The organism is Duganella kummerowiae (assembly GCF_053572355.1).
On sequence record NZ_JBKFEH010000004.1, the window covers coordinates 102293 to 127619 of the forward strand.

Below are 25327 nucleotides of genomic sequence, written 5' to 3' on the forward strand. Positions count from 1 at the left end.
AAAACTTTGATCCAAATCAATTCATCTTGAATTAAGCCGCAATCGATATTATCTGGAATCATAATTCCAAAGGAGGTCGTCATGTCGCCCAAGTCGCTTTTACGCATTACCGTGCTGGCCAGCGCCATGGCCCTGAGCGTGCCCGTGCTGGCCGCCAGCCCCACCGTGCACGATATTTACCAGGCCGCCGAAGCCGGCAACTACACTCAGGCCCAGGCCCTGATGGACCAGGTGCTCAAGGAACATCCGAACAGTTACCAGGCCCACTTCGTCCAGGCCGAGCTGCTGGCCAAGCAGGGCCGCTTCAGCGAAGCCCAGGGCGAGCTGCGCGCGGCCGAGAAGATCGACCCCGCCCTGCCCAAGATCAAGCCGGCGGCGGTGGAAAACCTGCGCAAGCTGCTGGCCCAGGGGCAGGCCCAGGCCCAGGCGAGGCCGCAGGCCCGCAGCGATTACTCGCAGCGCCCGACAGCGGCGGCCCCGGCCAGCTACGGCAATAACGCCGGCAACAGCGCCGGCGGCGGCCTGCCCTGGGGCAGCATGCTGGTCTTTGGCGGCCTGCTGATCGGCTTCATCGTGCTGGCCAGCCGCTTCATGCAGCGCCGCGCGCAAGCCCAGCCCGCGCCCGAATACGCGCCGGCCGGCCCCGGCTGGGGTTCGCAAGGCTATCCTGCCAACGGCGGCTACCCGGCCAGCGGCGGCTATCCGCAACAGGGCGGCTATGGCCCGGGCTACGGCCAGCCGGCCCAGCCCGGACTGGGCTCGACCCTGGGCCGCGGCCTGGCCACCGGCGCCGCCGTGGGCGCCGGCATCGTGGCGGGCGAAGCGCTGATGCGCCACTTCACCGGCGACGGCAGCAATCACGAGCAATCCTCGGGCGGCGACCACGCCCGCAACGACATCGTCTACGACGACCCCTCGCGCAACGATCTGCTGCGCAATGACGACATGGGCGGCAACGACTTCGGCGTGAGCGGCGGCTGGGACGACGGCGGTGGCGGCGGCGACAGCGGCGGCAGCGACGACTGGACCTAACCGGCCGTACTAGCTGTATCATGGCGGGGCGCTTGCACAGCGCCCCTTTTTTTTACAACCACGCTTTACACCAGATGGAACAGGACACTCCCACCGCAGCACCCCGCCCCATCACCGTCATGGTGGTGGACGACCATCCGCTATTGCGCACCGGCCTGGGCGAAGTCATCGGCCTGCAGCAGGACATGCGCCTGGTCGGCGAAGCCAGCAACGGCCGCGAGGCCATTGCCGGCTACCGCGCCTGGCGGCCGGATGTGACGGTGATGGATATCGCCATGCCCGAGATGTGCGGCGTGACGGCCATGCAGGAAATCCGCCGCGAGGCGCCCAATGCACGCGTGCTCATGCTCACCACCTACAAGGGCGACGTGCAGATCATGCGCGCGGTGAAGGCCGGCGCGTCCGGTTTTTTGCTCAAGAGCGCGGTGCGCAAGGACTTGCTGGACACCATACGGGCCGTGCACGCGGGCGAACGCCGCATCCCGCCCGAGATCGCGATGGAATTGGCCCAGCACATCGGCCAGGGCCCGCTGACCGAACGCGAGGCCGTGGTGCTGGCGCACGCGGCGCGCGGCCAGTCCAACAAGCAGATCGCGGAAGCCATGGCGATCTCCGAGGAGACCGTCAAGGCCCACATGAAGAATGTGCGCACCAAACTGGCCGCCAACGACCGCACCCACGCCGTCACCATTGCGCTGCGGCGCGGGATGATCTCAATCTGAGGCGGTCAGCGCCAGCCACAGCAGCACGGCGCAGGCCAGCAGCAGGCCGTTGAACTGGAAGGCCACGTAGGCATAGGCCCCGCTGATGCAGCCCAGGGCGAAGGCCACGACCGGCCAGAACAGCACCTTGCAGCGGCCCAGCGCGGCGGGATCGCCACGGAAGGAATCGACCAGGTCGATCACCAGCTGGGTCACGTTGCCGGTCATGACGGTGGTGGCGGCGGCCTTGCCCATCAACAGCTTGTTATAGGCATTCTGCACCGCCATGGCGCCGGCCGCCAGCATGCCGGTCAGCAGGCTCAGAGGTGCATCCACCACCATGGGCCGGGCGGCGTGCGCGCACGCGACGGTGGCCAGCATCAGCAGCAGCTGCAACAGCAGGCCGCAGCGCAGCGCCGGCCAGCCGCGCCGGTCCCACCACAGTATCAGCAGCCGGGTGATGGCCACGAACAGGATAAACACCGGGAACACCAGCAGCTTGATGAGAATCTCGTGCGAGGGCGAAATCAGGGCCCGGCCGATCAGCACGAAGTTGCCGGTGACGTGGGCCGTGAACAGGCCGAACAGCCCGACAAACACCAGCGTATCGACATAGCCGGCCAAAAAGCCCAGGCCCACGGCCTGGCGGGTATCGCCGCGCTGCATCAGCCCTCTCCTTCGCGGCTGCGCAGGTCGTGCCAGGCCACCAGCAGGAAGCCGCCGGCCAGGCCCAGGTGTTCATAGAAGCTGTTGGCCGCCATGAAGCGCTCGGGGCCGGCGATTTCCCAGTAGCGGTTGGCGACGAAGGTCGCCATCAAGGTGAACACGGCCAGGAAACCGGCGCCCAGCCAGCGGTAGTAGCCGGAGAGGATCAGGGCCGAGGCGCCCAGTTCGCCGAGGATCACCAGGCCCGCCAGCGGCGCCGCCGGCGACAGGCCGAAGTGCTGCATTTCGCCGATGGCGGACTGGAAATCGGTCAGCTTGTTGATGCCGCCCTGGAGGTAGGCGGCGCACAGCAGCAGCAGGAACAGCCACTGCAGCTTGCCGGAAAGGTAAAACGGGGAGGTTTTGGACACAGCAGTCCTTTCAGTCTATGGAAATCACCGGCCCCGGCACGTCATTGCCGCGCGAGCGGCAATCCATGCCGGGCGCGCGTTACCGCAAGCTCAGCATAGGCTGCCGCGTGCGCGGCAGCGACGCGCACGCGGCGTGGCGTGGCTTACACCGCCCAGCAGGCGCAGCCCAGCGCACCCCAGAAGCTCTTCAAGTCCTTGATCGGCAGGGAGCTGGTCCAGGCCGTCGCATGCTGGTGGCCGTGCACATTGCACTGGTGGGCGCAGCCGCAGGCGGCGGCGCGCTGCTGCTCCAGCGCCTGCTGCTTGCTGCGCTCACGCGCCTGGTCGGCGCGCAGGGCGCGGGCCTGGCCGCTGGTGAGCTGGCCCCAGCCGGCATAGCCGCCGTAGCGGCGCACAGGCGACCAGTCCGGCATGGCCGGCGGCGGCGCCTGGTCGTAGGACGCGAACGGGCCCGCGCCATACACCACCTTGCCGCCTACGATGGTCAGCTGCGACGTCAGGTCGGCAATCTCGCTCTCGGCGCAGGCAAAGAAGTCCTTGTCCGGCACGATCAGGTCGGCCAGCTGGCCCTGCTGGATGCGGCCCTTCTTGCCCACCTCGTTGGAGAACCAGGTCACGTTCTCGGTCCACATGCGCAGCGCCGTCTCGCGGTCCAGGCAGTTGGCGCGCGGGTACAGCTGCATGCCGCCCACGGTCTTGCCGGTGATCAGCCAGGCCAGCGACACCCAGGGATTGTAGGATGCGACCCGGGTGGCGTCGGTACCGGCCGACACCTTGACGCCGGCCTCCAGGATCTTCTTGACCGGCGGCGTGGCCTCGGCCGCGCCATGGCCATAGCGCTCGACGAAGTACTCGCCCTGGTAAGCCATGCGGTGCTGCACCGCGATGCCGCCGCCCAGCGCCGCGATGCGGTCTATGGATTCGCCGGAGATGGTTTCGGCATGGTCGAAGAACCAGTTCAGGCCCGCCAGCGGGATCTCCTGGTTGACCTTCTCGAACACGTCCAGCGCACGGCTGATGGTTTCGTCGTAGGTGGCGTGCATGCGCCATGGCCAGCGGTTCTGGGCCAGGATGCGCACCACCCCTTCCAGGTCGTCTTCCATGTTGGCCGGCATGTCGGGACGCGGTTCGCGGAAGTCCTCGAAGTCGGCCGCCGAGAAAGTCAGCATCTCGCCGGCGCCGTTGTGGCGGAAGTAGTCGTCGCCCTGCTGGTACTTGACGCTCTGGGTCCAGTTCAGGAAGTCTTCCTTTTCCTGCTTGGGCTTTTGGGTGAAGAGGTTGTAGGCCAGGCGTATGGTCAGCTGCTGGGCGTCCGCCAGCTGCTGGATGACCTGGTAATCCTCGGGATAATTCTGGAAGCCGCCGCCAGCGTCGATGGCGCCGGTCACGCCCAGGCGGTTCAGTTCGCGCATGAAGTGGCGGGTCGAATTGACCTGGTATTCCAGCGGCAGCTTGGGCCCCTTGGCCAGGGTCGAATACAGGATGCCGGCGTTGGGCTTGGCCAGCAGCAGGCCGGTCGGATTGCCGGCGCCGTCGCGCAGGATCTGGCCGCCCGGCGGTTCCGGCGTATCCTTGGTGTAGCCGACGGCGCGCAGCGCGGCCCCGTTCAACAGGGCGCGGTCATACAGGTGCAGGATGAACACCGGCGTATCAGGCGCCACGGCGTTCAATTCCTCGATGGTGGGCAGGCGCTTTTCCACGAACTGGTGCTCGGTGAAGCCGCCCACCACGCGCACCCATTGCGGCGCCGGAGTGATGGCCACCTGGGCCTTGAGCATGGCCATGGCGTCGGCCAGGCTGCGCACGCCGTCCCAGCGCAGCTCCAGGTTGAAATTCAGGCCGCCGCGGATGATGTGCAGGTGGTTGTCGATCAGGCCGGGCAGCACGCGCTTGCCCTGCAGGTCGATGATCCTGGTATTGGGACCGGCCTTGGCCATGACTTCGTCGGCACGGCCGACATGGGTGTAGCGGCCATCCTTGATCGCCACCGCTTCCGCGTGCGGATTGCTGCGGTCCAGGGTGGTGAACAGGCCGCGATGCAGGATCAGATCGGGATGCTGGCTCATTGCGTGTACTCCTTAGCTATCTTAGGTTGGGGCGCGCTCGTCGCTGTCCTTGGCGGCGGGCAGCTGGCCGAAGCAGTGCGGCTTGACCTGGTCGTGGAACCACGACACCTGGGCGCTTTCCTTCTGCCACAGCTGGCGGATCAGCGGCGGCAGCTGTTCGCCCACCAGGATGCCGAGCAGGCCGACCAGCGCGATCACCGGCGGCGCCGGCGAGCGCACATTCAGGAAGCCATAGATCAACCCCACGAGCAGGCCGACCGCCAGCGATACGATATACATTTTCATGGATGTTACTCCCGTTTGCGCAACGGCCGCGCCGCCGGCCACGCAAGGACCGGACGGCGCGGCCGTGCGGTGCATCAGCCCTCGTGGGCGTTGAACATGGTCTTGGCGTAGGTGATGCCCAGGCCGTAGGAGCCGCCGAACTTCTTGGCGATGCCGGTGGTCAGCTCGTAGGTCTCGGTGCGGGCCCAGTCGCGCTGCAGTTCCAGCATGTATTGCAGCGAGGTCATGGTACGCGCGCCGGCCTGCACCATGCGCGTAATGGCGCTCTGGTGGGCTTCGGCCGACACGTCGCCGCAGCAGTCGGTGATCACATACACTTCATAGCCCTGCTCCAGCGCCGACAGGGCCGGGCCGACGATGCACACCGAGGTCCACAGGCCGGCCAGCACGATGCGGTCCTTGCCGATGGCGTTCACGCGCGCGATGACGGCGGCGTCTTCCCAGGTGTTCATGGAGGTGCGGTCGCTCACTTCGGCGCCCGGGAAGGCATCCTTGATCTCGTAGAAGATCGGGCCGGAGAAGGATTTCTCGGCCACGGTGGTCAGGATGGTCGACACGCCGAAACCGGCGGCGGCGTTGGCCACCAGGGCGGCATTGGTGCGCAGGAGGGTGGCGTCGATGGAATGGGTGGCGAATGCCATCTGCGACTGGTGGTCGATCATGATCAGCGTGTGATCCTTCGGGGTCAGCAGCTTGGAACCGGGGGTTGGGGTAGCCTTGATGGACATGGTGTATTCCTTGAGTTGAAAGGGTGGTCTGCCGTCCGTCGCGGTGGGCTGCGGCGGCATGGGCATAGTCTAGGACCGTGCCTCCCTTCTGCCATCGACTGTCGTGGATGGAGGATACTCCCCCTTTCGAGTTACAGCATGCCGCTGGCGATGCCGATCCCGCCGCTGCCGTGCAGGTCGAGGATGCCGCGCTCGATGGCCAGCGTGACCGCGTGGGTGCGGTCGCTGGCGTTCAGCTTGGCCAGTATGCTTTTCATGTGGACCTTGACGGTTTCCTCGGAAATGGCGAGGTGCATGCCGATGCGCTTGTTGCTCTGGCCTCCGGCCGCCAGCTGCAGCACCTCCACCTCGCGCTTGCTGAGCGCGCCCACGTGCCAGTGTTCGGCAATGCCGCTGGCCACCGAGGGCGGTATGCAGCGCCGGCCCTGGTGCACGCCGCGCACCGTGGCCAGCAACTCCTTGCGCAGCATGCTCTTGAGCAGATAGCCGGCGGCGCCGGCCTTGATGGCGCGCAGGGCCAGCACGTCGCCGTCATAGGTGGTCAGCACCACGATGCGGGCATCGGGAAACTCGGCGCGGATGGCCAGGGTGGCGTCGATGCCGTTCATGTCGGGCATCTGGATATCCATCAGGGTAATGTCGGGACGCAGGCGGCGGTAGCACTCGACCGCCTCGCGGCCGTTGGTGGCCTCGGCCACCAGGCGCATGTCCGGCTCGTCGGCAATGACGCTGGCTATCCCCTCGCGGAACATGGGGTGGTCATCCACGCTCAGTACGGTAATCGGCGGGGTTGCGGCCGGCCCTTCTGCGGTGTTCATGCAGTGATCCTCAAGCGTTGCAGGCAAACGCCCAACTATGACACAAAATTAAAATTTTGCCTATACCTCCATCTGGGTAGACAGGAGGCACCGGATCGGGGCGTGGCAAAGCGTGCGCCAGACCTTAATCTTTGCATATCAGATGGCTACTCAGGGGCGCAGGACATGCAGGGTTTCAGTTCCAGTTTCCCCCGCGGGGGCGCCGGCGCCGGCTTGCTATTGCTGCGCCTGGCGGTAGCCACCCAGCTGGCCGTGACCGGGGCCGGCGCCGTCGCCTGGTGGCAGCTGCTGCTGCTCGGGGTGCTGGTGCTGCTGCTGGTGCCGGGCCTGCTGACACAGGTGGCGGCGGCCGTGGGCGCGGTGTATCAACTGCTGTGCCTGGCCAGCGCCCCGTGGGCGGTGGCGCCTTACCTGGCCATCGCCGCCCTGACGGCAGCTGCCCTGCTGCTGCTGGGTCCCGGCGCCTACGCGCTGGATGCAGGCCTGTTCGGACGGCGCCGCCTGGTGCTGCCGCAACAGACAGATGGCTACGAGTAATGGATTTGATTACATCATGAATCAGGGAGGAAGTATGAATCGCAGCGACAAGATCAGGGTCCATATCATGCATGAAGACGCCGTGGTGCGCGCGGGCCTGAACGCCCTGCTGGCCGGCTGCGCCGACATGGAAGTGAGCTCGGCCTGCGAAGGCCAGCCGGAACCGGCGTCCGACGTCATCATTGCCGACCACCGTGGCGGCATCGAGCGCCTGCGCCGCGGCGGCGCGTCCGACAGCCAGCCGCGCATGCTGATCGTGACCCAGCTGGACCGCGAGTGGGAAGTGCGCACCGCCATGATGGCCGGCGTGCACGGCTACCTGCTGCAAAGCACCAGCCCGGACCAGCTGCAGTCGGCCGTGCGCACCCTCAGCCGCGGCATGCGCTACCTGAGCGCGGACCTGAGCCGCTGCGTGGCGGACAGCTTCACCCGCGTCGGCCTGACCAACCGCGAATCGGACGTGCTGCAGCTGCTGGCCCAGGGCCAGTGCAACAAATCCATCGCGCGCGAGCTGGGCATCGGCGTGGGCACGGTGAAAACCCACGTCAAGGGCTTGTTCGACAAGCTGGGCGCCACCGCCCGCACCCATGCCGTGGTGCTGGCCACCCGGCGCGGCCTGGTGGGCGACAGCTACCGCGAAGCGGCCGGCCACCACTGATTTGCGCGCATTCCCGTATCCCCGTAGAATACGGGCCATGTCCGCGCCAGCCCAGCACACCCGCCAGGAGCACCGCAAGACGCTGCAGCAGCGCGTCGTGATGCTGTTCGCCCTGCTGTTCCTGGCCCTGCAGCTGCTGGGCGCCGGCCACCACGAGCATAGCTACACCGATACCCAGTCGGACTGCGCGGCCTGCGTGGCCGCCCACCTGCCAGCCGGGGCGCCGCCGCCAACCGTGCTGGCCATCGCGGCCGCTGTCGTCATCGGCCTGGCGCTGGCCTGCGCGCCGCGCACGGTCCGCCTGCGCCGCCTGGCCTTCCTGACGCCGCCCTCGCACGCCCCACCCGTCGTCTCCTGATCTTTTCCCGCTGAAGCAGCGCTTGCGCGCGCCAGTGCGGCGCGTGGCCGGCCGCCAGGCCTGTGGAGCCGTTCCATGGCGCTCCACCGGACGCACCGCCCGACCCATCGGGCCGCCCCATCGGATCGGCTACTGGGCCGCTCTCTTGAGCCGCCCCATCGGGTCGCCCCTTTGCCGCCGCAGCCCGCCCTTCAGCCGCCAAAACATTGCGCGCCACGCCGCCCATCCGGCTGCGGGCGCACGCGCGGCCCATCCGGCCGCGCACGGACCACAAGATGAAGGATACGACATGCAACACCAGCCCAAACTCCGTCCCCTGCCGCTGCTGCTGGCAGCCCTGCTCAACGCCGCCTTCCTGGCCGGCCCGGCCCGCGCCGCCGATACCGACGCCACCGCTGCCGACGCAGCGCCTGCGGGACCCGCTTCCGCAGCGGGCGGCAACGCCGCCATGCCCACCGTGGAAGTCACGGCCGCCCACCTGAAAAGCGCCCGCATCGAACTCTCGCCCACGGTAGGCACCACGGTCTACACCATAGACCGCCACATGGTGGACCAGCTGGGCCAGGGCGACAACACGCCCTTCAACGAAGTGCTGCTGCGCCTGCCCGGCGTGAGCCAGGACTCCAAGGGTTCCGGCTCCATCCACGTGCGCGACGACCACGCCAATGTGCAGTACCGCGTGAACGGCGTGCAGCTCCCGGAAAGCATCACCGGCTTCGGCCAGTCCATCGATACCCGCTTCATCTCGCAGACCGATTTCATCACCGGCGCCCTGCCGGCCCAGTTCGGCCTGCGCACGGCCGGCATCATCGACATCCAGACCAAGGAAGGCACGGCCCAGCCAGGCGGCCGCGTGGGCATCCTGGCCGGCAGCCATGGCTACCTGGAACCCAGCGCGGAAGCCTTCGGCACCCAGGGCGCGTTCAACTACTACCTGTCCGGCAGCTACCTGGCCAACAGCCTGGGCATAGAAAATCCCCTGCCCACCCGCAGCGCGCTGCACGATGACACCCGCCAGGGCAAGTCGTTCGGCTCCCTGTCCTACTTCCTGGACGACCAGACCCGCCTGGGCCTGATGTTCGGCACCTACAACGGCCGCTTCGAGATCCCCAACAACCCGGACCAGTCGCCCGCCTTTGCCCTGACAGGCGGGGCCAGCGTGCCGTCCGCGCAGCTGAACGAGAACCAGCGCGAGAAGAACCGCTTCCTGGTGCTGTCGCTGCAAAAAAGCGTGGGCGACGCCAATTACCAGCTGTCCGCCTTCCACCAGTATTCCGAGCTGCACTACACCCCGGACCCGGTGGGGGACCTGAACTACAACGGGGTGGCCTCCGACACGCTGCGCTCCAATTCCTCCAGCGGCGCCCAATTCGACGCCAGCTATAAATTGAGCGAGTCCCACACCCTGCGCGCCGGCCTGGCCTACACCCGCCAGACCACCCACAGCGACAACAGCGTGGGCGTGTTCGCGGTGGACGGCAACGGCAACCAGGCCGGCACCGACCCGCTCACCATCATCGACAACAGCAGCAAGACCGGCCACACCTCCAGCCTGTACCTGCAGGATGAATGGCATATTGCGCAGCCGCTGACGCTGAACTACGGGGTCCGCTTCGACAAGGTATCGGCCTACGTCGAGGAACAGCAATGGAGCCCGCGCGTCAACCTGGCCTACCAGCTGGCGCCCGGCACCGCCCTGCACGCCGGCTATTCGCGCTACTTCACCCCGCCGCCGCAGGAACTGGCCGCACAGTCCAGCATCGACAAGTACGCCGGCACCAGCAATGCGCCGGAGGTGGCGCAGTCGGACAACGTGAAGTCCGAACGCACTCGCTACTATGACGTGGGCCTGAGCCAGCAGCTCAGCGCGAACCTGACGCTGACGGCCGACGCCTACTACAAGAAGATCAGCAACATGCTGGACGAGGGCCAGTTCGGCCAGGCGCTGATACTCTCGCCGTTCAACTACCAGCATGGCTTTGCCAAGGGGCTGGAGCTGTCCGCCGTCTACAACCAGGCCCACTGGGGCGGCTTCCTGAATGTCACCACGCAGAAGGCCATGGGCGAGAACATCATCTCCGGCCAGTCGCTGTTCGGACCGGACGAACTGGCTTACATCCAGAACCACTACATCCATGTGGACCACGACCAGACCGTGAGCCTGTCCGGCGGCGCCCACTACCACTTCGGCGACAGCCAGGTCAGCGCCGACTTCCTGTACGGCAGCGGCCTGCGCATGACGCCGGACGGCGCCGCGCCGAACTCCGGCCACCTGCCGCACTACGCCACCGTCAACCTGGCGCTCACGCATACGTGGAAGAACACGGCGGCCGGCACGGTGGAAGGCCGCCTGGCCGTGGTCAACGCCTTCGACAAATCGTATCTGCTGCGCGACGGCTCCGGCGTCGGCGTGGGCGCGCCGCAGTATGGCGAGCGCCGCTCGCTGTACGCGGGCCTGTCGGCCAGCTTCTGATCATCGCGGCGGACCGGCGCCCGCGCAGGCGCCGGCCCCGCATGCACAAAGCGCGTTCACTTTGTAGAATTTGTTATCTAATTTTGTAGCGCATTTTGTAACGTATAATCCGCGCATTATCCGTTCCAACCAGGTGAACGCATGACCGATGCACTACTGGCGCTCTATCTGCTGCTGGTCCTTCCCGGCACGCAGATGTGGCGCAGCCTGCGCCGCAAGGACGCGGCGCCCCCTGCCGACCGGCACACGCCGCTGCGCAAACTGCTCGCCAACCTGCGCCTGGCCGGCCTGCCGCTGGCCGCCATGGCCATCGCCTGCCGGCTGAACGGCTACGGCACAGCCGACCTCGGACTGTCCGCGCCCGCCAGTGGCGCTCCCTTGTGGTGCCTGATCGGCGCCGCCATTGCGGCGCTGGTGCTGCTGGCAGGCACGCCGCTGTCGGAACGCCGCATGACACCGGAAAAGCGCGCGGCCTACCGCGCCAGGCTGCGCGACATGCCCGGCATGCCGCGCGGCGACGCCGACATGCTTCTGTTCCTGCCCACCGTGCTGCTGCTCGGCTGCGGCTGGGAGCTGCTGTACCGCGCCTACCTGCTGCTGGTGCTGCCGCCGCTGACCGGCATGCCGGCCGCCATCGCGCTCAGCGCCATTGCCTACGGCGCCGGACACGGCTACAGCAATGCGCGCCAGTTCATCCTCAGCATAGTCTCCGCCCTGCTGTTCGCGCTGGCCTATGTGGCCTCGGGCAGCTTGTGGTGGCTGATGCTGATCCACACGGCCCTGCCGCTGTCGGCCGCTATCAGCAGCTGGACCATGCTGCGCCACCAACCAAGAGGAGACTTACGTGAAGCTGTGTAAAGCCTTGATCGCCCTGATCGCGGTGTCCGTGATGGCCGGCTGTGCCTCCACCCACCAGCGCAGCACCAAGCAGACCGCCAGCGTGGTGGACTACCTGTACCCGGAAGCCAAGACGGCACCCACGCTGCAGCCCACGGTGACGGCGCTGCGCCCGCCAGTCAAGGTCGGCATCGCCTTCGTTCCCGGCGGTGGCTGGGGCAGCGGGCTGTCGGAGACCGCCAAGACCCGGCTGCTGGAGCGCGTCAGCGCGTCCTTCTCCAAGCATCCCTACATCGGCAAGATCGAGATCATCCCCTCGCAGTACATGCAGGCCAAAGGCGGCTTCACCAACCTGGAGCAGGTGGCGCGCATGTTCGACGTCGAGGTGGTGGCGCTGCTCTCGTATGACCAGGTGCAGTTCAGCGACACCAACTCGCTGGCGGTGCTGTACTGGACCATCATCGGCGCCTACGTGATCCACGGCGACCAGTACGACATCCAGACCATGGTCGATGCCTCCGTGTTCGACGTGGCCAGCCGCAAGCTGCTGTTCCGCGCGCCGGGCACCAGCCAGGTCAAGGGCAGCGCCTCGATGGCGGGCTTCAGCGAACGCTCGCGCCAGGCGCAGACGGATGGCTACAACCAGGCCATCGACCAGCTCATCCCTAACCTGCAGGCGGAGCTGGACCGCTACCGCGAACGCATCAAGACCGACGCCAGCGTGCGCGTCGAGAACAAGGCAGGCTACAACGGCGGCGGCGCGGCCGGCTGGCTGGGCGCGCTGATCGCCGCCGCCCTCGGCCTGCTGGCTGCCTTCCATGGCAAGCGTCCCCGTAAAGCCTGAGGCGCCGGCCGCCGCGCTGCAGCCCGCGCCGCTAACCGCCACCATCATCGGCCCTGGCCCTGGTACAGGAACCGGCACCGGCAGGATGCGCCATGATGGCCACCGTGCCGCCCCGCCCCTCACGGCACATGCGTCGGAACCGGCGGCCCACGGCCTGCCCGGACTGCGCCAGCCTGCATTGGGGGCGGCTGTGATCGTGGCATGCGCCGCCCTGCTCATCGCGCTGGCATCGGCCTCGCCATGGCTGCTGGCGGCGCTCGAATACGATCGCGGTGCGATCCTGGCCGGCCAGTACTGGCGGCTATGGACCGGGCACGCCGTGCACTGGTCGGCGCCTCATGCGCTGACGGACTCCCTGGCGCTGGCGGTGGCCGCGGCGGTCTACCGGCGCCACGCTGGCAATCGCGCGCTGGCTGGCGCGCTGCTGCTGGGCGCCCCCGCCATCTCGCTAGGCCTGCTGCTGGCCGCACCAGGCATGACCCACTATCGCGGCGCCTCCGGCCTGTGCGTGATGCTGGCCGTGCTGGCCGGCGCCGCGCTGTGGGCTGGCGCCAGCACCGCGCGCCGCTGCCTTCTGGTCCTGCTGGCTGCCGCACTGGCCGCGAAAACCCTGCTGGAAACCCTGCAGATCCCGGCGCCGCTGGCCGGCCTACCGCCCGGTGTCGCCGTCGCCTGGCAGGCCCACGTGCTGGGCGCGGCCTGTGGCGTCATGGGGCTCCTGTTCCGAAAAGAATATCCTTGGCCCCGACCAACGTCCCGCTGCGCCTGATCCGCCATCAGGGCGCCATGCTGCCCGCCACCCTGCGCCTGCTGTGGCGCAGCGTGCTGCCGCGCCGTTCCGCGCCGGTTCCGCAGGCGGGCCGCCTTGCCATCGAGCGCACCATCGCCGCACCGGCAGATGAACTGGTGGCGCATTACCTGGCCTGGTGCGGCGCTGAAGGCCGCTATCCGGACAGCCTGCCGCCGCACATGGTCGCGCAATGGGGCGTGCCGCTGGTGAGCGCGCTGCTGCTGCAGCTGCCGTTCCGTCCAATCAGCGTGGTCAACCAGGGCGTGCTGCTGCGCGTCCACGGCGCCTTGCCGCGCGCAGTGCCGCTGCAGGTGCGCGCCGTGCTGCAATCGGTGGAGAAAGTGCCGGGCCGCGTGAAGATCGACGTCCTGATCATCACCGGCACCGCACAGCAGCCGCTGCTGGTGGAAACCACGCTGCGCATGAGCTTCATGCTGCCCGGGCCGCGCGCTCCCAAGCCCGCCGCCAGCCTGCGCCAGGAAGCGGTCTGGCGCACCGTCGGCAGCTGGCGCGCGCACGATGGCGACGGCTTGCGTTTCGCCCTGCTGACGGGCGACTTCAACCCCATCCACTGGTGCGGCCCGCTGGCGCGCCGTTCGGTGTTCAAAGGATTGGTGCTGCACGGCTTCGGCAGCCTGGCGCGCAGCTACGAACTGCTGCCGCCCGGCCTGCGGCATGAGATCGACGTGCGCTTCCTGCGCCCGGTACCGCTGGACGGCGCCGAATTGCACGTGGAGCTGGACGATGCCGATATCTTGGGCGGGCATGCCTTGCGGCTTGCGGGCGGCGCCGGCGCGGTCCATCTCGCCGGCCGCTGCCGCTGAGCTCAGCCGGTCGCCATATGTACCCTGGCGCACCAACCGGACAGCGCACCAGCCATACAATGGGGCCGATACATTTTCAAGGACCCCGCCATGAAACAGATAATGCTTGCCTTCGGCCTGGTGCACGCGCTGATCTCCCTGCTGTTTGCAGGCGGCGCGCTGTTCCTGATCTTCATTGCCGCGCAAATGGGCTGGCATGCGGCCGGCGCCGAACCGGGGCTGGCCATGGCACAGGAAGTCATCGAGGCGATCGGCATCCTGGCCGCCGCCGTGGTGGCGCTGCAGATTGCCGAGACCATCATCGAGGAAGAAGTGGTGCGCGACGCCGACATCAGCGCACCTACCCGCGTGCGGCGCTTCCTGTCGCGCTTTTTCGTGGTGGTGGTGGTGGCGCTGGCCATCGAAGGCCTGGTCGCCACCTTCCGCGCCGTGCACGAGGAAGCGCACCAGTTGCTGTACGTGGCGGCGCTGGTGGCCAGTTGCGGCGTGCTGCTGGCGGCGTGGGGCGTGTTCGTGCGCCTGAACCGCGCCGCCGAGGAACTGGAGCCGGACGCGATGGAAGAAGCCAAGCGCGAGGACGCCAAGCTCCAGCCCTAGAAACCGAAGGCGGACAGGCCCGGATGATCATCCGGGCGCCGTCCCAGCGGCCAGTGGAATTTGCGCTCGCTTTCCTTGATCGGCAAGTCGTTGATGCAGGCGTAGCGGCGCTGCATCAGGCCGTTCTGGTCGAATTCCCAGTTCTCGTTGCCGAAGGAGCGGAACCAGTTGTCGGCGTCGTCACGCCACTCGTAGGCGAAACGCACGGCGATGCGGTTGCCGTCGTGCGCCCACAGCTCCTTGATCAGGCGGTACTCCAGCTCCCGGTTCCATTTGCGGGTCAGGAATTCCACGATCTGCGGGCGGCCGTTGACGAATTCCGCGCGGTTGCGCCACTCGCTGTCCGGGGTGTAGGCCAGCGCCACGCGCTGGGGGTCGCGGCTGTTCCAGCCATCTTCGGCCGCGCGCACTTTCTGGGCGGCGGTTTCCAGGGTGAAGGGCGGCAGCGGCGGGCGAACTTCGGATAGTGACATGACGATCTCCTGTAAAAGGTGAGAGCGCCCATGATGGACCGGCTGGTCCGGCATGGCGATCTGCTGTTGGGGTGACACAGTATGATGTAGACAGGTCTGTATCGTCAAGCAAAAAAGAGACAGGTCTGTATGCTATACTCGGCTTTTATCCATCCAGACCACGCCATGGCACAGCAAGCCTCCGCCCGCGAACGCATCCTCGACACCGCCAAACGCCTGTTCTACCGCGACGGCTTGCGCGCCACCGGCATCGACAAGATCATTGCCGAATCGGGCGTGGCCAAGATGTCGCTGTACCGGCACTTCGCCTCCAAGGACGACCTGATCGCCGCCTTCCTCGAATGGCGCCACGGCTACTGGATGGAATGGTTCGCCGGCACGGTCGAGCGCCGCATGGACCGGAGCCCTACCCTGGCCGTGCTGGCCGATGCGCTGGGCGAATGGTTCGAGCAGGAAGACTATCGCGGCTGCGCCTTCATCAACACCGCCGCCGAAACCGGCTCCGGCGACGACCCGCGCCACTTGAAGCAGGCGATCGCCCACAAACAGGAGCTGGAAGCCTATATCACCACGCTGGCCATCTGGCTGGGATTGCACACGCCGGAAGCCGCTGCGCAGGAAACCATGCTGTGCGTGGAAGGCATGATAGTCCGGGCCCAGATGCAGCGCGATCCCGAGGTGATCGCAACCGGCCGCCGCCTGCTGGCGCGCATCGAGCAGGCGTATCGCTGATAAAAATTTATATTTTTATTTGAAAAGATGCTATTCTTGCAACCAAGGCTATCCCGGGACGAATAAGGATGAAAATTGTTTGCAAGGTTGTGATGTCTTTCGTCCTTTCGGCAGGGATGTTAGCAGCGGGCCGTGCCGCCGAGGCGCAGCGCTTCTCATATGCTGTCGTTTGCGAGGATGCGCAGCTGGCCGCAAAAATCGATGCGGGCATACGGACGCGCTTTACCCTGGCAAAAAAGGATATCTCGGATAAATATCCGGCTGCAAAACTATATTTGTATCTCCAGCGCGACGTGAATGACAGGAAGAATCCGGACGGCGTTTCGATCGCGATTGCACACGTCTCCAATATACAAACCGCTGCCCTGGCGCTAGGCTTGATCCAGAAGAAGGAAGCCGTGCCGGATCAGCTGTCAGCCATGCTGCGCGAGGAAGGGTTCCTCAAGCATCTCAGTGTCGCCCATATGGATGAGGCATCTGATGAAGAAATTTCCAGCTTGCTTGACTCGGTACTCAAAACGTTCTTCAGCAAATATTCCATCGCGACAGAGAAATGACATGCCTGCCAAGGCGGGATCTGACGGCACCTGGTCCATGACAAAGAAAATACTAGCATTGATGGCAGTGCTCTTCACCATACAATTAGCTTCTTCCGTGCGAACCAGCAGACCAGCACCATGCAAATTTGCTTTCAATGCGGGCAGGTTGAGTGGAACGGCAGCACGAAAATGCGGCCATGGTCGCTGGTACCGACCCTTCGAATCTTGATCAAAGGATGGGGAATGAAGGATGAACGCGACTGGCATGCACTCGCCGCTGTTGCAAAATAGGGAGCAAACGGCGGGTGCCGGCCGCCGTCCGTGTCATTGGTCGTAGCTGTGATAGAAGGGCTTGAACACGTCCTTCGCCGGTGCCGGCTGGCCGAACCAGCGCACCAGCGCGCCGGGCCAGGTGCCCGTGAGCGGGACCAGGGTGAAGGCGCCGGCGATATGGCCGACCTTCTCCACCGCCAGGCTGGTTTCGGGCCCGGTGCCCTTGTTGCCCAGGCCGCCGATCTGGGCGTTGTGGCTCAGCAGGGTAGTGTCGCCGGCGCGTTCCACGGCCACGTCCGACGCCGCCACTGACAAGGCGAAGCCCGCGCCCCGGCCATCGGTCAGCAGCGCCAGCTCGGTGCCGCGGCGGTTGCCCTGGAAGCGCAAGTCGGCGCGGTTCAGGTGGTACAGGCCGAATTCATTGAGCTTGTCCTTGCCCGGATAGCCCGCATACGGTCCCTGCCCTATCCAGCGGAATTCGCCCATGCCAGCCGGCGCCACCAGCGACAGGCCGGCCTCGGACAGATGGCCCTCGCCCGGCGACGGCGTGAAGTCGTAGCCGACCTGGATCGCGCCGTTGCGGCCGATGAACAGCTGTATCTTGCCGCTCACGCTGCGTTCCCGGCCGGGTGCGGCTTTATCCGCCTTGCCCGCATCCGGTATCAGGTCGTCCGGCGCCGCTGGTGCCGCGTTGGCCTGGGCCGTGTCCTGCACGGCGGGCAGCTGGTAGGCGCCGGAGATGGACAGCTGCACGCCGCCGTCATGCTCCTGCGCCTCCACCACCGGCGACTCCAGCGCGGTGGCAATGGACGACAGCCACAGTCCCGATTTCTTGGCACCCAGCGCTTCCGCCATGGTCGGCTTGCGCCCGGTGTGCGGATAGATCCCATCGACCAGCAGCTTGCCGGCGCGGTCGCGTATCGTCACCTTGCCCGAGGCGCGCTGCACGGCCAGCACCCATTGCGCGGTGGTGATGGTGATCTCGCCGGGCTTCTGGACCAGCAGCGGCGCGCCCTGCTCCTTGAGCGACGCGGTCCAGCCCGGGCGCTGCGCCCCCTGCTGCTCCAGCACCATCGTACGCTCGTTGATCTCCAAGCCTTGTTCATCGACGGCGCGCAGGTTCAAGGTAAGCACGTCGGGCACCGGCGCCGTGGCGGACGGCACCTTGACCTTGAGCTTGACAGTTTCGCGGCCATGCGCCTTGGCGTGCAGCGCAGCCTGGCCCTGCTGCACGCTGTTCCCATTGCGCTGCAGGCTCCAGTACAGCTTTACGCCGTCCAGCGAACGGAAGTCGTAGCGGTTCTCAAGCGAGACCGCGATTTCCTGCGCCCCGGCGCGCACGCTGGCGCCGCGATCGGCAAACTGCACCGGCGCATACACCTTGCGCATCTGCCAGTAGTCGACCTGCGGCGTGCGGTCCGAATACACCAGGCCATCGGTGCCATCCAGGCCGTGGGTATCGTAGTAGTGATAGGGATCGGTCCACACCAGCTGCGTGGGCTTGTTGGGATCGACGGCCTGGCCGCTGGTGCGTAGCAAGCCCTGGTCGTGGAAGTGCCAGATCGAGCCGCCCGCGAACACCGGGTTGTTCTGCAAAATCTCCCACTGCTCCTGCATGCGGTCCGTGGCCAGGCCCAGTGCGTGGGCATACTCGGTCAGGATGGTTGGGCGCTTGAGCGTGCTTGCATAGTTCTTCAGCGTGGCATTGCTCGGATAGTGAGGCGCGTAGATATCCACGAAGGCGGGTATGCGTTCATAGTTCTTGGCGAAATAGCTGCCGATTTTCGGATAGGTGATGGGCCGGGTCGGATCGAGCTGCTTGGCCAGCTGGCCGGTTTTCAGTTCCGCGTCAGTGATCGGGTTCTCGTTCCCTATGCTCCAGACCAGCACCGAGGCGTGGTTCTTGTCGCGCGCAATGGTGGGTTCGACGCGGGCCAGGATATTGTCCAGGTACTCGGGTTTTTCCAGGTTCTGTTCGCCGTGGCCTATCGCCACCTCGTCCATCACGTAAATGCCCATTTCATCGCACAGGTCCAGCAGGCGCGGGTGTGGCGGATAGTGGGAGGTGCGCAGGTAGTTGACGTTGGCTTTCTTCAGCAACTCCAGGTCGCGCCGGATCCCGGCCTCGTCCACCGCGCGGCCCAGCCTGGGATCGAGGTCGTGGTGATTCACGCCGCGCATCTTGATCGGCTGGCCGTTGAGCAGCAGCACGCTGCCGTCTATGCGCACTTCGCGCAGGCCGATGCGCTGGTTCACGCTCTGTATCGGCTTGCCACCCGCCGACACGGTCAGCTGCAGGCTGTACAGCGATGGCGTTTCGGCGGTCCACAGGCGCGGCCTGGCGACGCGGAACGTCACTGCGCGGCGTGAATCGCCACTGCGCGCCAGCACCTGTTCGGCCACCACGCGCCCGGCGGGATCGAGCAGCCTGGCGCGCACGTCGCCGTCGTCGCGGCTCAGCAGCACGTCCAGCGCCAGTTCGGCTGATCCATCGGCGGCCAGCGTCGTCTTCGTACCGAGGTCCTGCATATGGGTGGCCGGCACCGAGATCAGCGTCACGTCGCGGTAGATGCCGGACAGCGACCAGTCGTCGTTCAGGTCGAACTCATAGCCGTGCGGCTTGGTGGTGACGCGCACCGCCAGCACGTTGTCGCCCTCCTGCAGCAGCGGCGTCACGTCGAAGGTGTGGCGGTTGAAGGCGCTGGCGGAGGACTCGCCAGCCTTTTTACCATTGACCCAGACCTCGTAGCCGAAGCCCACGCCCTCGAAGCGCAAAAAGGTCTGCCGTCCCTGCCATCCGGCCGGCACCTTGAAAGTGCGGCGGTACAGGCCCAGTCCATCCTTCAGCTCATCGGCGTAGGAAGGTTCGGCAAAGCCCTGCAGTTCCCAGTTGGCGGGCACCGGGATGGTCTTCCAGCCGGAGACGTCGAACGGCGGCGCCGTGAAGCCGGCGTCGGCGCCGGGCGCCAGCGAGGGGATGTACTTGAAGGACCAGGAGCCATTCAGCGACAGCGAGTAAGCCGCATCGGCGCTCGGATAGACGTAGGCCGCTTGCGCGCCGGTGAAAGTGGCCAGCAGCGCCCCCAGGGCGGCGAATTGTCGTAACACTGTCATGCTCCCATCAACGGCACGCTGTCCAGTCCAGGTAAGTTTTTGAAGTCTTTTGAATTATGCGATGAGATCCATCGCCCCTCACGCTCAACATGATGATTTTGTCGCCGAACAGGGAGTGATCTCAGGCTTGAAGGACGTTTCAAATGACCATGGCGTCGTTACGGCTCCGAGCCGTGCAGGCGCACTGTCTTCGTCGTCCCGGCCTTGGCCCGTGCCTAGCCCTGCTCATTTTGAAACGGGTTCTTAGGGCTGCCTGCCGCGGGCGCGGCTCACGCATGTCAGGTACGCCAGGCACATCACCACCAGCTGACCAAGCACTGCGTTGGCATCGGAAGGAGACAGCTCTCGCTCGAATACATTGCGGACCGTTCCAAACACCGTGGTCAACAACGTGAGCGTTACAGTAGGCAAATCGACGAACACAGCATCGGATGCGCTCGCGAGCATGGCAGCAGTGGCAGCGTCCACGCGGCGGGCAAACTCCGCGATCAACGGCCGGTTATCCATTTCAACGACAGTCTGGTAGAGCACCCGCGTGACCTCGGGCCGTTCCATTTTGACGCTCCAGTAAGTTGATACGAGCGCTGCGACCATCCGCTCGACGGAAGCGCCGCGCTGGGCGAAGCAAACCTGCTCTACCTTCTCGGCCAGCACTTCCAGATAGCGTCCATTCAAGGCGTAGATCAGCGCGCTTTTGTGAGGAAAATACTGATACATGGTGCCGACCGAAACACCGGCGCGCTCCGATACGCGGGTGGTGGTCAGGCGTTGCTGGCCATCAGTCAGCAAAACCTGAATAGTTGCCTCAAAAATTGCGTCCAAGGTGGCCTTGGCACGCGCCTGGCGCGGCTTCTTACGGGCGTTGAGCGTAGTGGTAGGCGGCACTGTCATAAGCGAATATTCAAACTGAATGATACTTCATATACTACTTTCATCGTTGGATACCGAAAGGAGGATTTATGCAAGCCACTGGCCGCGTCGCGCTCGTTACTGGCGCAAACAAAGGCATCGGACTGGAGATCGCGCGCCAACTCGCGCAAGCCGGGGTTACCGTTATTATTGGCGCCCGTGACGCCGAGCGCGCCAAGGCTGCATTGGCGAGCCTGGCTTCACAAGGCCTGGCCGCGCAATCAGTCGAGCTCGATCTCAACGCCCCAGCCACCATCGCCTCGGCCGCCGAAGCGATCCGCACTGAACATGGCAGACTGGATATTCTGGTCAACAACGCAGGCATCGTGGACGCTGCAGACGGCCCGCCAACAACTTCTTCGGTGGAAGCTGTTCGCCGGATCATGGAAACTAATTTCATCGGAACCCTGGCGGTAACGCAAGCCATGCTGCCACTGCTGCGCTCATCGCCGGCGGCGCGGATCGTCAATTTGTCGAGCTCTCTGGGATCGCTGACGCTGAACGGCGATCCCGGCTCACCTTACTACGCGGCCCGGCTGATGGGCTACAACGCATCCAAGGCGGCGCTCAACATGCTGACTGTACAGCTCGCGGCAGAACTGCGCGATACCGCCATAGTGGTGAATTCGGTGAGTCCCGGGTATGTCAGAACAGACCTGACTGGACACACCGGTTTTATGACTGCAGAGGAAGGTGCTGCCCTCCCGGTCAGGTATGCCTTGCTTGGCGAGGACGCGGTATCCGGCCGTTTTGTGGAACCCGAGGGCGCCACCCCATGGTGATTGACACGCTGCGTGTGTCATTTGATTTTTCATCATAACTGGCACAGGGTCGGCCAGCGTGCTAGCCGCCCCCCTGCCACACCACCCGGCACGCGGGTCCGCTCCGGGCGGTTCGAGTAGTTGAGGTCAGGACAGGCGGGGTACGCCAAGACGGTCGAAGTACGCGATGGTGAAAACACTGTTTAGCAGCTTCGCACTATCACGCCACCAACGACCGCTCATGCCCATGGCCTTGACCAGCTCGTCGACCGAGCGGGTGGAGATGCCCTGGATACAAGCCTCCTGGATCACGGCGGTGAGGGCCTTTTCCGCCATGCGGCGGGGTTTGAGGAAGGCCGGGAAGTAGTTGCCTATTCCGGCGATTTCTTCATACACCACTCTGCGGGGCACCATCAGCTCACCTTCTTTCCATCAAACCGGCTCGAATTTCTCCCTTACCAGTCCCAGGAAACGCTCGGGCACGAACCAGCGTGTATAGCCGCAGTTTCCGCAGACGACCACTTTGTACTTTGCACCGTGCAGGCTGCCGACCGGCAGCAATTCGCCGGTGGCGCCGGGGCTAATCTCCCTGGCATAGTGCTCGTCGCTGCCGCATTCGGTGCAGTTTTTTTTGCCGCTCATCGCCACCTCCAGCTTGTTATTGAATTTTCATCATAACATCGTTTGTTTCGGCCCGACACGTAGCAAGCGCCGGCCACCATGAACAGCGCGTATCAGCAGTAACTCCCATATTCCCTGACTGCTCCACAATGAAAAACGGCGCGGAGGTCAGTCCGCGCCGTTGGGGTTGGTATGCCGTTTTAGTGTGCCACTTCAGGCGCCGGTGGCGCCGGGTGGGACACTTCGGCATCAGCCTTGGCCTTCACCTTGTGCTCACCCGCCAGCCACATGTAGAAGGCCGGCACCACGAACAGGGTGAACAGGGTGCCGATCGACAGGCCGGTGAAGATCACCAGGCCCATGGCGTGGCGGCCCGCCGCACCGGCGCCGGAGGCGATCACCAGCGGCACCACGCCGAACACCATGGCGGCCGTGGTCATCAGGATGGGGCGCAAACGGGTGCCGGCCGCCGCCTCGATGGCCTCGCGCTTGGACATGCCATGCTCGCGATTGTGGTTGGCCACCTCGACGATCAGGATACCGTGCTTGGCGATCAGCCCCATCAGCGTCACCAGCCCGACCTCGGTGTAGATGTTGACCGAGGCAAAGCCGAGGAAGATGAAGATCATGGCGCCGAACAGCGCTAGCGGCACCGACATCAGGATCACCACCGGATCGCGGAACGATTCGAACTGCGCGGCCAGGGCCAGGAACACGATAATCACGGCAAAGCCCATGGTCAGGCCGAAGCCGCCGGACTCCTGCATGTACTGGCGCGACTGGCCGGCGTAGTCCACCGTGTAGCCGCTGGGCGCGATCTCTTTCACGGTATTGCGCAGGTACTCCAGGATGGCGCCCTGCGATTCGCCGGTCACGCCGGAGATGGTGACGGAGTTCAGCTGCTGGAAGCGGGTGATCGATTCCGGCACCACGGTGTGGCGGATGCTGGCCACGGTGCTGGCCGGGATCATCTGGCCGTCCGGGGTCTTGAGGTAGAAGTCCAGCACCTCGTCCGGATTCAGGCGGTCGACCTGCTGCACCTGCGGAATCACCTTGTACGAGCGGCCCGAGATCGAGAAGTAGTTGACGTAGCCGCCGCCCAGCGCCGCGCCCAGCGCATTGCCGAAGTCCTGCTGCGTCAGGCCCAGGGTGGCCAGCTTGTCGCGGTCCACGTCCACCGTGGCCTGCGGCGCATCGATCTTCAGGTCGACGTCGGAGAAGTAGAACTTGTGGTCGGCATTGGCCTTGTCCACCACCTGCTGGGCGATCTGGTTCAGGTTCTCGAAGGGCTCCGTGGTGGTGATCACGAACTGCACCGGCAGGCCCGAGCTGCCCGGCAGCGCCGGGAACTGGAAGGCCGCCACGCGCACGCCGGCGATGGTGTTCCACTTGGCCTGCAGGTCCTGCTGGATCTCATGCGCCGAGCGGCTGCGCTGCTCCCATGGCTTGAACAGCACGCCGCCGATGCCGGCATTGGTGGTCGGCACGCCGGTGATCTGGAACATCTGCGCGTATTCCGGCATCGACTTGCCGATCTTGAAGGCCTGTTCGGCGTAGGCCTGCATCTGGTCCGAGGTGGCGGTCGGGGCGCCGACGATCTGCGACAGCACGATGCCCTGGTCTTCCTCGGGCGCCAGCTCGGACTGCGACAGCTTGAACATCAGCCCCAGGCACAGGCTGAGGATCAAGCCCATGACGATCAGCACCGGCCAGGTGCCCAGCAAGCCATGCAGCACGCGCAGGTAGCCGTTGTGGACCTTCTCGAAGATGCGGTCGATGGCCTGCACGAAGCGGCCCTGGTCCTGCTCCGGCTTGAAGAAGCGGGCGCACATCATGGGCGACAGGGTCAGCGCCACCACGCCGGACACCGCCACCGAACCGGCCAGGGTGAAGGCGAATTCGGTGAACAGGGCGCCGGTCAGGCCGCCCTGGAAGCCGATCGGCACATACACGGCTATCAGCACCACGGTCATGGCCAGGATGGGACTGCCCAGTTCGCGCGCGGCGACGATGGCGGCGTCGAAGGGCTTCATGCCCTCCTTCATGTGGCGGTCCACGTTTTCCACCACGATGATGGCGTCGTCCACCACCAGGCCGATGGCCAGCACGATGGCAAGCAGTGTCAGCAGGTTGATCGAGTAGCCCAGCATCAGCATCATGAAGAAGGTGCCGACCAGCGACAGCGGCATGGCGATCACCGGCACGATCACGGCGCGGAAGCTGCCCAGGAACAGGAAGATCACGATGGTCACGATGATCAGCGCTTCCACCAGGGTGTGTATCACTTCCTTGATCGAGGTGTTGATGAACTCCGTGGAGTCGTACACGATCTCGCCGGTCAGGCCGTTGGGCAGCTGTGAGCGGATGTCCGGGAAGGCGGTGCGCACGCGCTCGGCCACGTCCAGGATGTTGGCGCCGGGCGCCACCTTGATACCGATGAATACCGAGCGCACGCCGCTGAAGGCGACGTTGAAGTCATAGTTCTCCGACCCCAGGGTGACGGTGGCCACGTCCTCCAGCCGCACGATGGCGCCGTTCTCCTGCTTGATGGAGAGCTTCTTGAACTCGTCTACCGAGTGCAGATCGGTATTGGCGGTCAGCGGCACGCTCACCATCTGGCCCTTGGTGGAACCGAGGCCGGTCAGGTGATTGTTGGCGGCCAGCGCGTTGCTGACATCGGCCGCGGTGACGCCGTGCGCCGCCATCTTGTCCTTGTCCAGCCAGGCGCGCAGGGCGAACTGGCGCGCGCCCAGCAGCTCGGCGGTCTGCACGCCCTGGATCGAGTCCAGCTTGGGCTTGACCACGCGCACCAGGAAGTCGGTCACGTTATTGGTCGGCAGCGTGTCGCTGTAGAAGCCCATGTACATGGCGTCCGTGGTCTGGCCCATCTGCACCGAGATCACCGGTTGCTGGGCCGCTGCCGGCAGCGCGTTCTTGACCGAGTTGACCTGGGTGGTGATCTCGGTCAGGGCGCGGTTGGAATCGTAATTCAGGCGCAGCGTGGCGGTGATGGTGGAAACCCCGCTGTTGCTGGTCGAGGACAGGTAATCGATGCCCTGCGCCTGGGCGATGGCCGATTCCAGCGGCTGGGTGATGAAGCCCGCCACCGTCTGCGCGTCGGCGCCGTAGTAGGTGGTGGACACCGTCACCACCGCGTTCTCGGTGTGCGGATACTGGTTGACCGGGAGGCTGAACAGCGAGCGCAAGCCGAGCACCACGATCAGCAGGCTCACCACGCTGGCCAGCACCGGCCGCTTGATGAAGATATCGGTAAAGTTCAT

The 25327-nt window shown here is 65.5% G+C and carries 25 protein-coding genes and 1 pseudogene; 14 read left to right on the plus strand and 12 right to left on the minus strand.

Annotated features, from left to right (window positions below; genetic code table 11):
• Positions 1–81: 81 nt before the first annotated feature.
• Positions 82–1032, plus strand: a complete 951-nt coding sequence (locus tag ACLB1G_RS03825) for a tetratricopeptide repeat protein (protein WP_491625860.1) — start codon at positions 82–84, stop codon at positions 1030–1032.
• Between the two features lie 74 nt (positions 1033–1106).
• Complete coding sequence (locus tag ACLB1G_RS03830) at positions 1107–1754, plus strand: response regulator (RefSeq protein WP_491625861.1); 648 nt, start codon at positions 1107–1109, stop codon at positions 1752–1754.
• Here ACLB1G_RS03830 and ACLB1G_RS03835 read toward each other — a convergent pair.
• The 6 genes from ACLB1G_RS03835 to ACLB1G_RS03860 form a co-directional block, all read right to left on the minus strand.
• On the minus strand, positions 1746–2399 hold the full coding sequence (locus ACLB1G_RS03835) for a YoaK family protein (RefSeq protein ID WP_491625862.1): 654 nt from the start codon (positions 2397–2399) through the stop codon (positions 1746–1748). The two genes, ACLB1G_RS03830 and ACLB1G_RS03835, sit on opposite strands and share 9 nt — an antisense overlap.
• Positions 2399–2809 carry a DoxX family protein gene (locus tag ACLB1G_RS03840; protein ID WP_491625863.1) on the minus strand — a complete coding sequence of 137 codons (411 nt, stop codon included), beginning with the start codon at positions 2807–2809 and terminating at the stop codon, positions 2399–2401. The genes ACLB1G_RS03835 and ACLB1G_RS03840 overlap by 1 nt, the downstream gene beginning before the upstream one ends.
• 143 nt (positions 2810–2952) lie before the next feature.
• A complete protein-coding gene (locus tag ACLB1G_RS03845; protein WP_491625864.1) occupies positions 2953–4875 on the minus strand; it encodes an amidohydrolase in 1923 nt (640 codons plus the stop codon).
• A gap of 21 nt (positions 4876–4896) precedes the next feature.
• The gene (locus ACLB1G_RS03850) at positions 4897–5160 is read right to left on the minus strand and encodes a XapX domain-containing protein (protein ID WP_491625865.1); all 264 of its coding nucleotides are present in this window, start codon (positions 5158–5160) and stop codon (positions 4897–4899) included.
• A gap of 74 nt (positions 5161–5234) precedes the next feature.
• Positions 5235–5888, minus strand: coding sequence for a hydrolase (locus tag ACLB1G_RS03855; RefSeq protein ID WP_491625866.1), 654 nt, complete (start codon positions 5886–5888; stop codon positions 5235–5237).
• A 131-nt stretch (positions 5889–6019) separates the two neighbouring features.
• On the minus strand, positions 6020–6706 hold the full coding sequence (locus tag ACLB1G_RS03860; protein ID WP_491625867.1) for a response regulator: 687 nt from the start codon (positions 6704–6706) through the stop codon (positions 6020–6022).
• Between the two features lie 165 nt (positions 6707–6871).
• On the opposite strand from ACLB1G_RS03860, the gene ACLB1G_RS03865 reads away from it, so the two are divergent.
• The 9 genes from ACLB1G_RS03865 (at position 6872) to ACLB1G_RS03905 (ending at position 14624) form a co-directional block, all read left to right on the plus strand.
• On the plus strand, positions 6872–7243 hold the full coding sequence (locus tag ACLB1G_RS03865; protein ID WP_491625868.1) for a hypothetical protein: 372 nt from the start codon (positions 6872–6874) through the stop codon (positions 7241–7243).
• A gap of 34 nt (positions 7244–7277) precedes the next feature.
• On the plus strand, positions 7278–7901 hold the full coding sequence (locus ACLB1G_RS03870; protein WP_491625869.1) for a LuxR C-terminal-related transcriptional regulator: 624 nt from the start codon (positions 7278–7280) through the stop codon (positions 7899–7901).
• A 37-nt stretch (positions 7902–7938) separates the two neighbouring features.
• Complete coding sequence (locus tag ACLB1G_RS03875) at positions 7939–8259, plus strand: hypothetical protein (RefSeq protein ID WP_491625870.1); 321 nt, start codon at positions 7939–7941, stop codon at positions 8257–8259.
• Between the two features lie 289 nt (positions 8260–8548).
• Entirely contained in the window at positions 8549–10732 is a 2184-nt protein-coding gene (locus tag ACLB1G_RS03880; protein WP_491625871.1) for a TonB-dependent receptor, read from the plus strand.
• Between the two features lie 141 nt (positions 10733–10873).
• A complete protein-coding gene (locus ACLB1G_RS03885) occupies positions 10874–11590 on the plus strand; it encodes a CPBP family intramembrane glutamic endopeptidase (RefSeq protein ID WP_491625872.1) in 717 nt (238 codons plus the stop codon).
• Positions 11577–12413, plus strand: coding sequence for a rhombotarget lipoprotein (rhlP, locus tag ACLB1G_RS03890; protein WP_491625873.1), 837 nt, complete (start codon positions 11577–11579; stop codon positions 12411–12413). Before ACLB1G_RS03885 ends, rhlP begins: the two co-directional genes overlap by 14 nt.
• Positions 12388–13182 carry a rhombosortase gene (rrtA, locus tag ACLB1G_RS03895; protein WP_491625874.1) on the plus strand — a complete coding sequence of 265 codons (795 nt, stop codon included), beginning with the start codon at positions 12388–12390 and terminating at the stop codon, positions 13180–13182. Before rhlP ends, rrtA begins: the two co-directional genes overlap by 26 nt.
• Entirely contained in the window at positions 13152–14027 is an 876-nt protein-coding gene (locus ACLB1G_RS03900; RefSeq protein WP_491625875.1) for a MaoC family dehydratase, read from the plus strand. Before rrtA ends, ACLB1G_RS03900 begins: the two co-directional genes overlap by 31 nt.
• A gap of 90 nt (positions 14028–14117) precedes the next feature.
• A complete protein-coding gene (locus tag ACLB1G_RS03905; protein WP_491625876.1) occupies positions 14118–14624 on the plus strand; it encodes a hypothetical protein in 507 nt (168 codons plus the stop codon).
• On the opposite strand, the gene ACLB1G_RS03910 is transcribed toward ACLB1G_RS03905, so the two are convergent.
• The gene (locus ACLB1G_RS03910) at positions 14621–15097 is read right to left on the minus strand and encodes a nuclear transport factor 2 family protein (RefSeq protein WP_491625877.1); all 477 of its coding nucleotides are present in this window, start codon (positions 15095–15097) and stop codon (positions 14621–14623) included. The two genes, ACLB1G_RS03905 and ACLB1G_RS03910, sit on opposite strands and share 4 nt — an antisense overlap.
• Before the next feature lie 165 nt (positions 15098–15262).
• Between ACLB1G_RS03910 and ACLB1G_RS03915 the strand changes: the two genes are divergently transcribed.
• Positions 15263–15829: a TetR/AcrR family transcriptional regulator gene (locus tag ACLB1G_RS03915; RefSeq protein WP_491625878.1), complete on the plus strand. Its 567-nt coding sequence runs from the start codon at positions 15263–15265 to the stop codon at positions 15827–15829.
• A 68-nt stretch (positions 15830–15897) separates the two neighbouring features.
• Positions 15898–16386 (plus strand): hypothetical protein, encoded by a 489-nt coding sequence (locus ACLB1G_RS03920; RefSeq protein ID WP_491625879.1) that lies wholly within the window; start codon positions 15898–15900, stop codon positions 16384–16386.
• 306 nt (positions 16387–16692) lie between these two features.
• Here ACLB1G_RS03920 and ACLB1G_RS03925 read toward each other — a convergent pair whose 3' ends face one another.
• On the minus strand, positions 16693–19755 hold the full coding sequence (locus ACLB1G_RS03925) for a glycoside hydrolase family 2 TIM barrel-domain containing protein (RefSeq protein WP_491625880.1): 3063 nt from the start codon (positions 19753–19755) through the stop codon (positions 16693–16695).
• A gap of 243 nt (positions 19756–19998) precedes the next feature.
• A complete protein-coding gene (locus ACLB1G_RS03930) occupies positions 19999–20646 on the minus strand; it encodes a TetR/AcrR family transcriptional regulator (RefSeq protein ID WP_491625881.1) in 648 nt (215 codons plus the stop codon).
• Positions 20647–20714: 68 nt separating this feature from the next.
• Here ACLB1G_RS03930 and ACLB1G_RS03935 point away from each other — a divergent pair, with 68 nt between their 5' ends.
• A complete protein-coding gene (locus tag ACLB1G_RS03935) occupies positions 20715–21446 on the plus strand; it encodes an SDR family oxidoreductase (protein ID WP_491625882.1) in 732 nt (243 codons plus the stop codon).
• Positions 21447–21659: 213 nt separating this feature from the next.
• Here the strand turns inward: ACLB1G_RS03935 and ACLB1G_RS03940 are convergent.
• From ACLB1G_RS03940 to ACLB1G_RS03950, 3 genes and pseudogenes are all read right to left on the minus strand, one after another.
• Positions 21660–21797, minus strand: a pseudogene (locus tag ACLB1G_RS03940) (transposase); the annotation flags it as partial.
• Positions 21798–21857: 60 nt separating this feature from the next.
• Complete coding sequence (locus ACLB1G_RS03945; protein ID WP_491625883.1) at positions 21858–22067, minus strand: zinc ribbon domain-containing protein; 210 nt, start codon at positions 22065–22067, stop codon at positions 21858–21860.
• Positions 22068–22246: 179 nt separating this feature from the next.
• A complete protein-coding gene (locus tag ACLB1G_RS03950; RefSeq protein ID WP_491625884.1) occupies positions 22247–25327 on the minus strand; it encodes an efflux RND transporter permease subunit in 3081 nt (1026 codons plus the stop codon).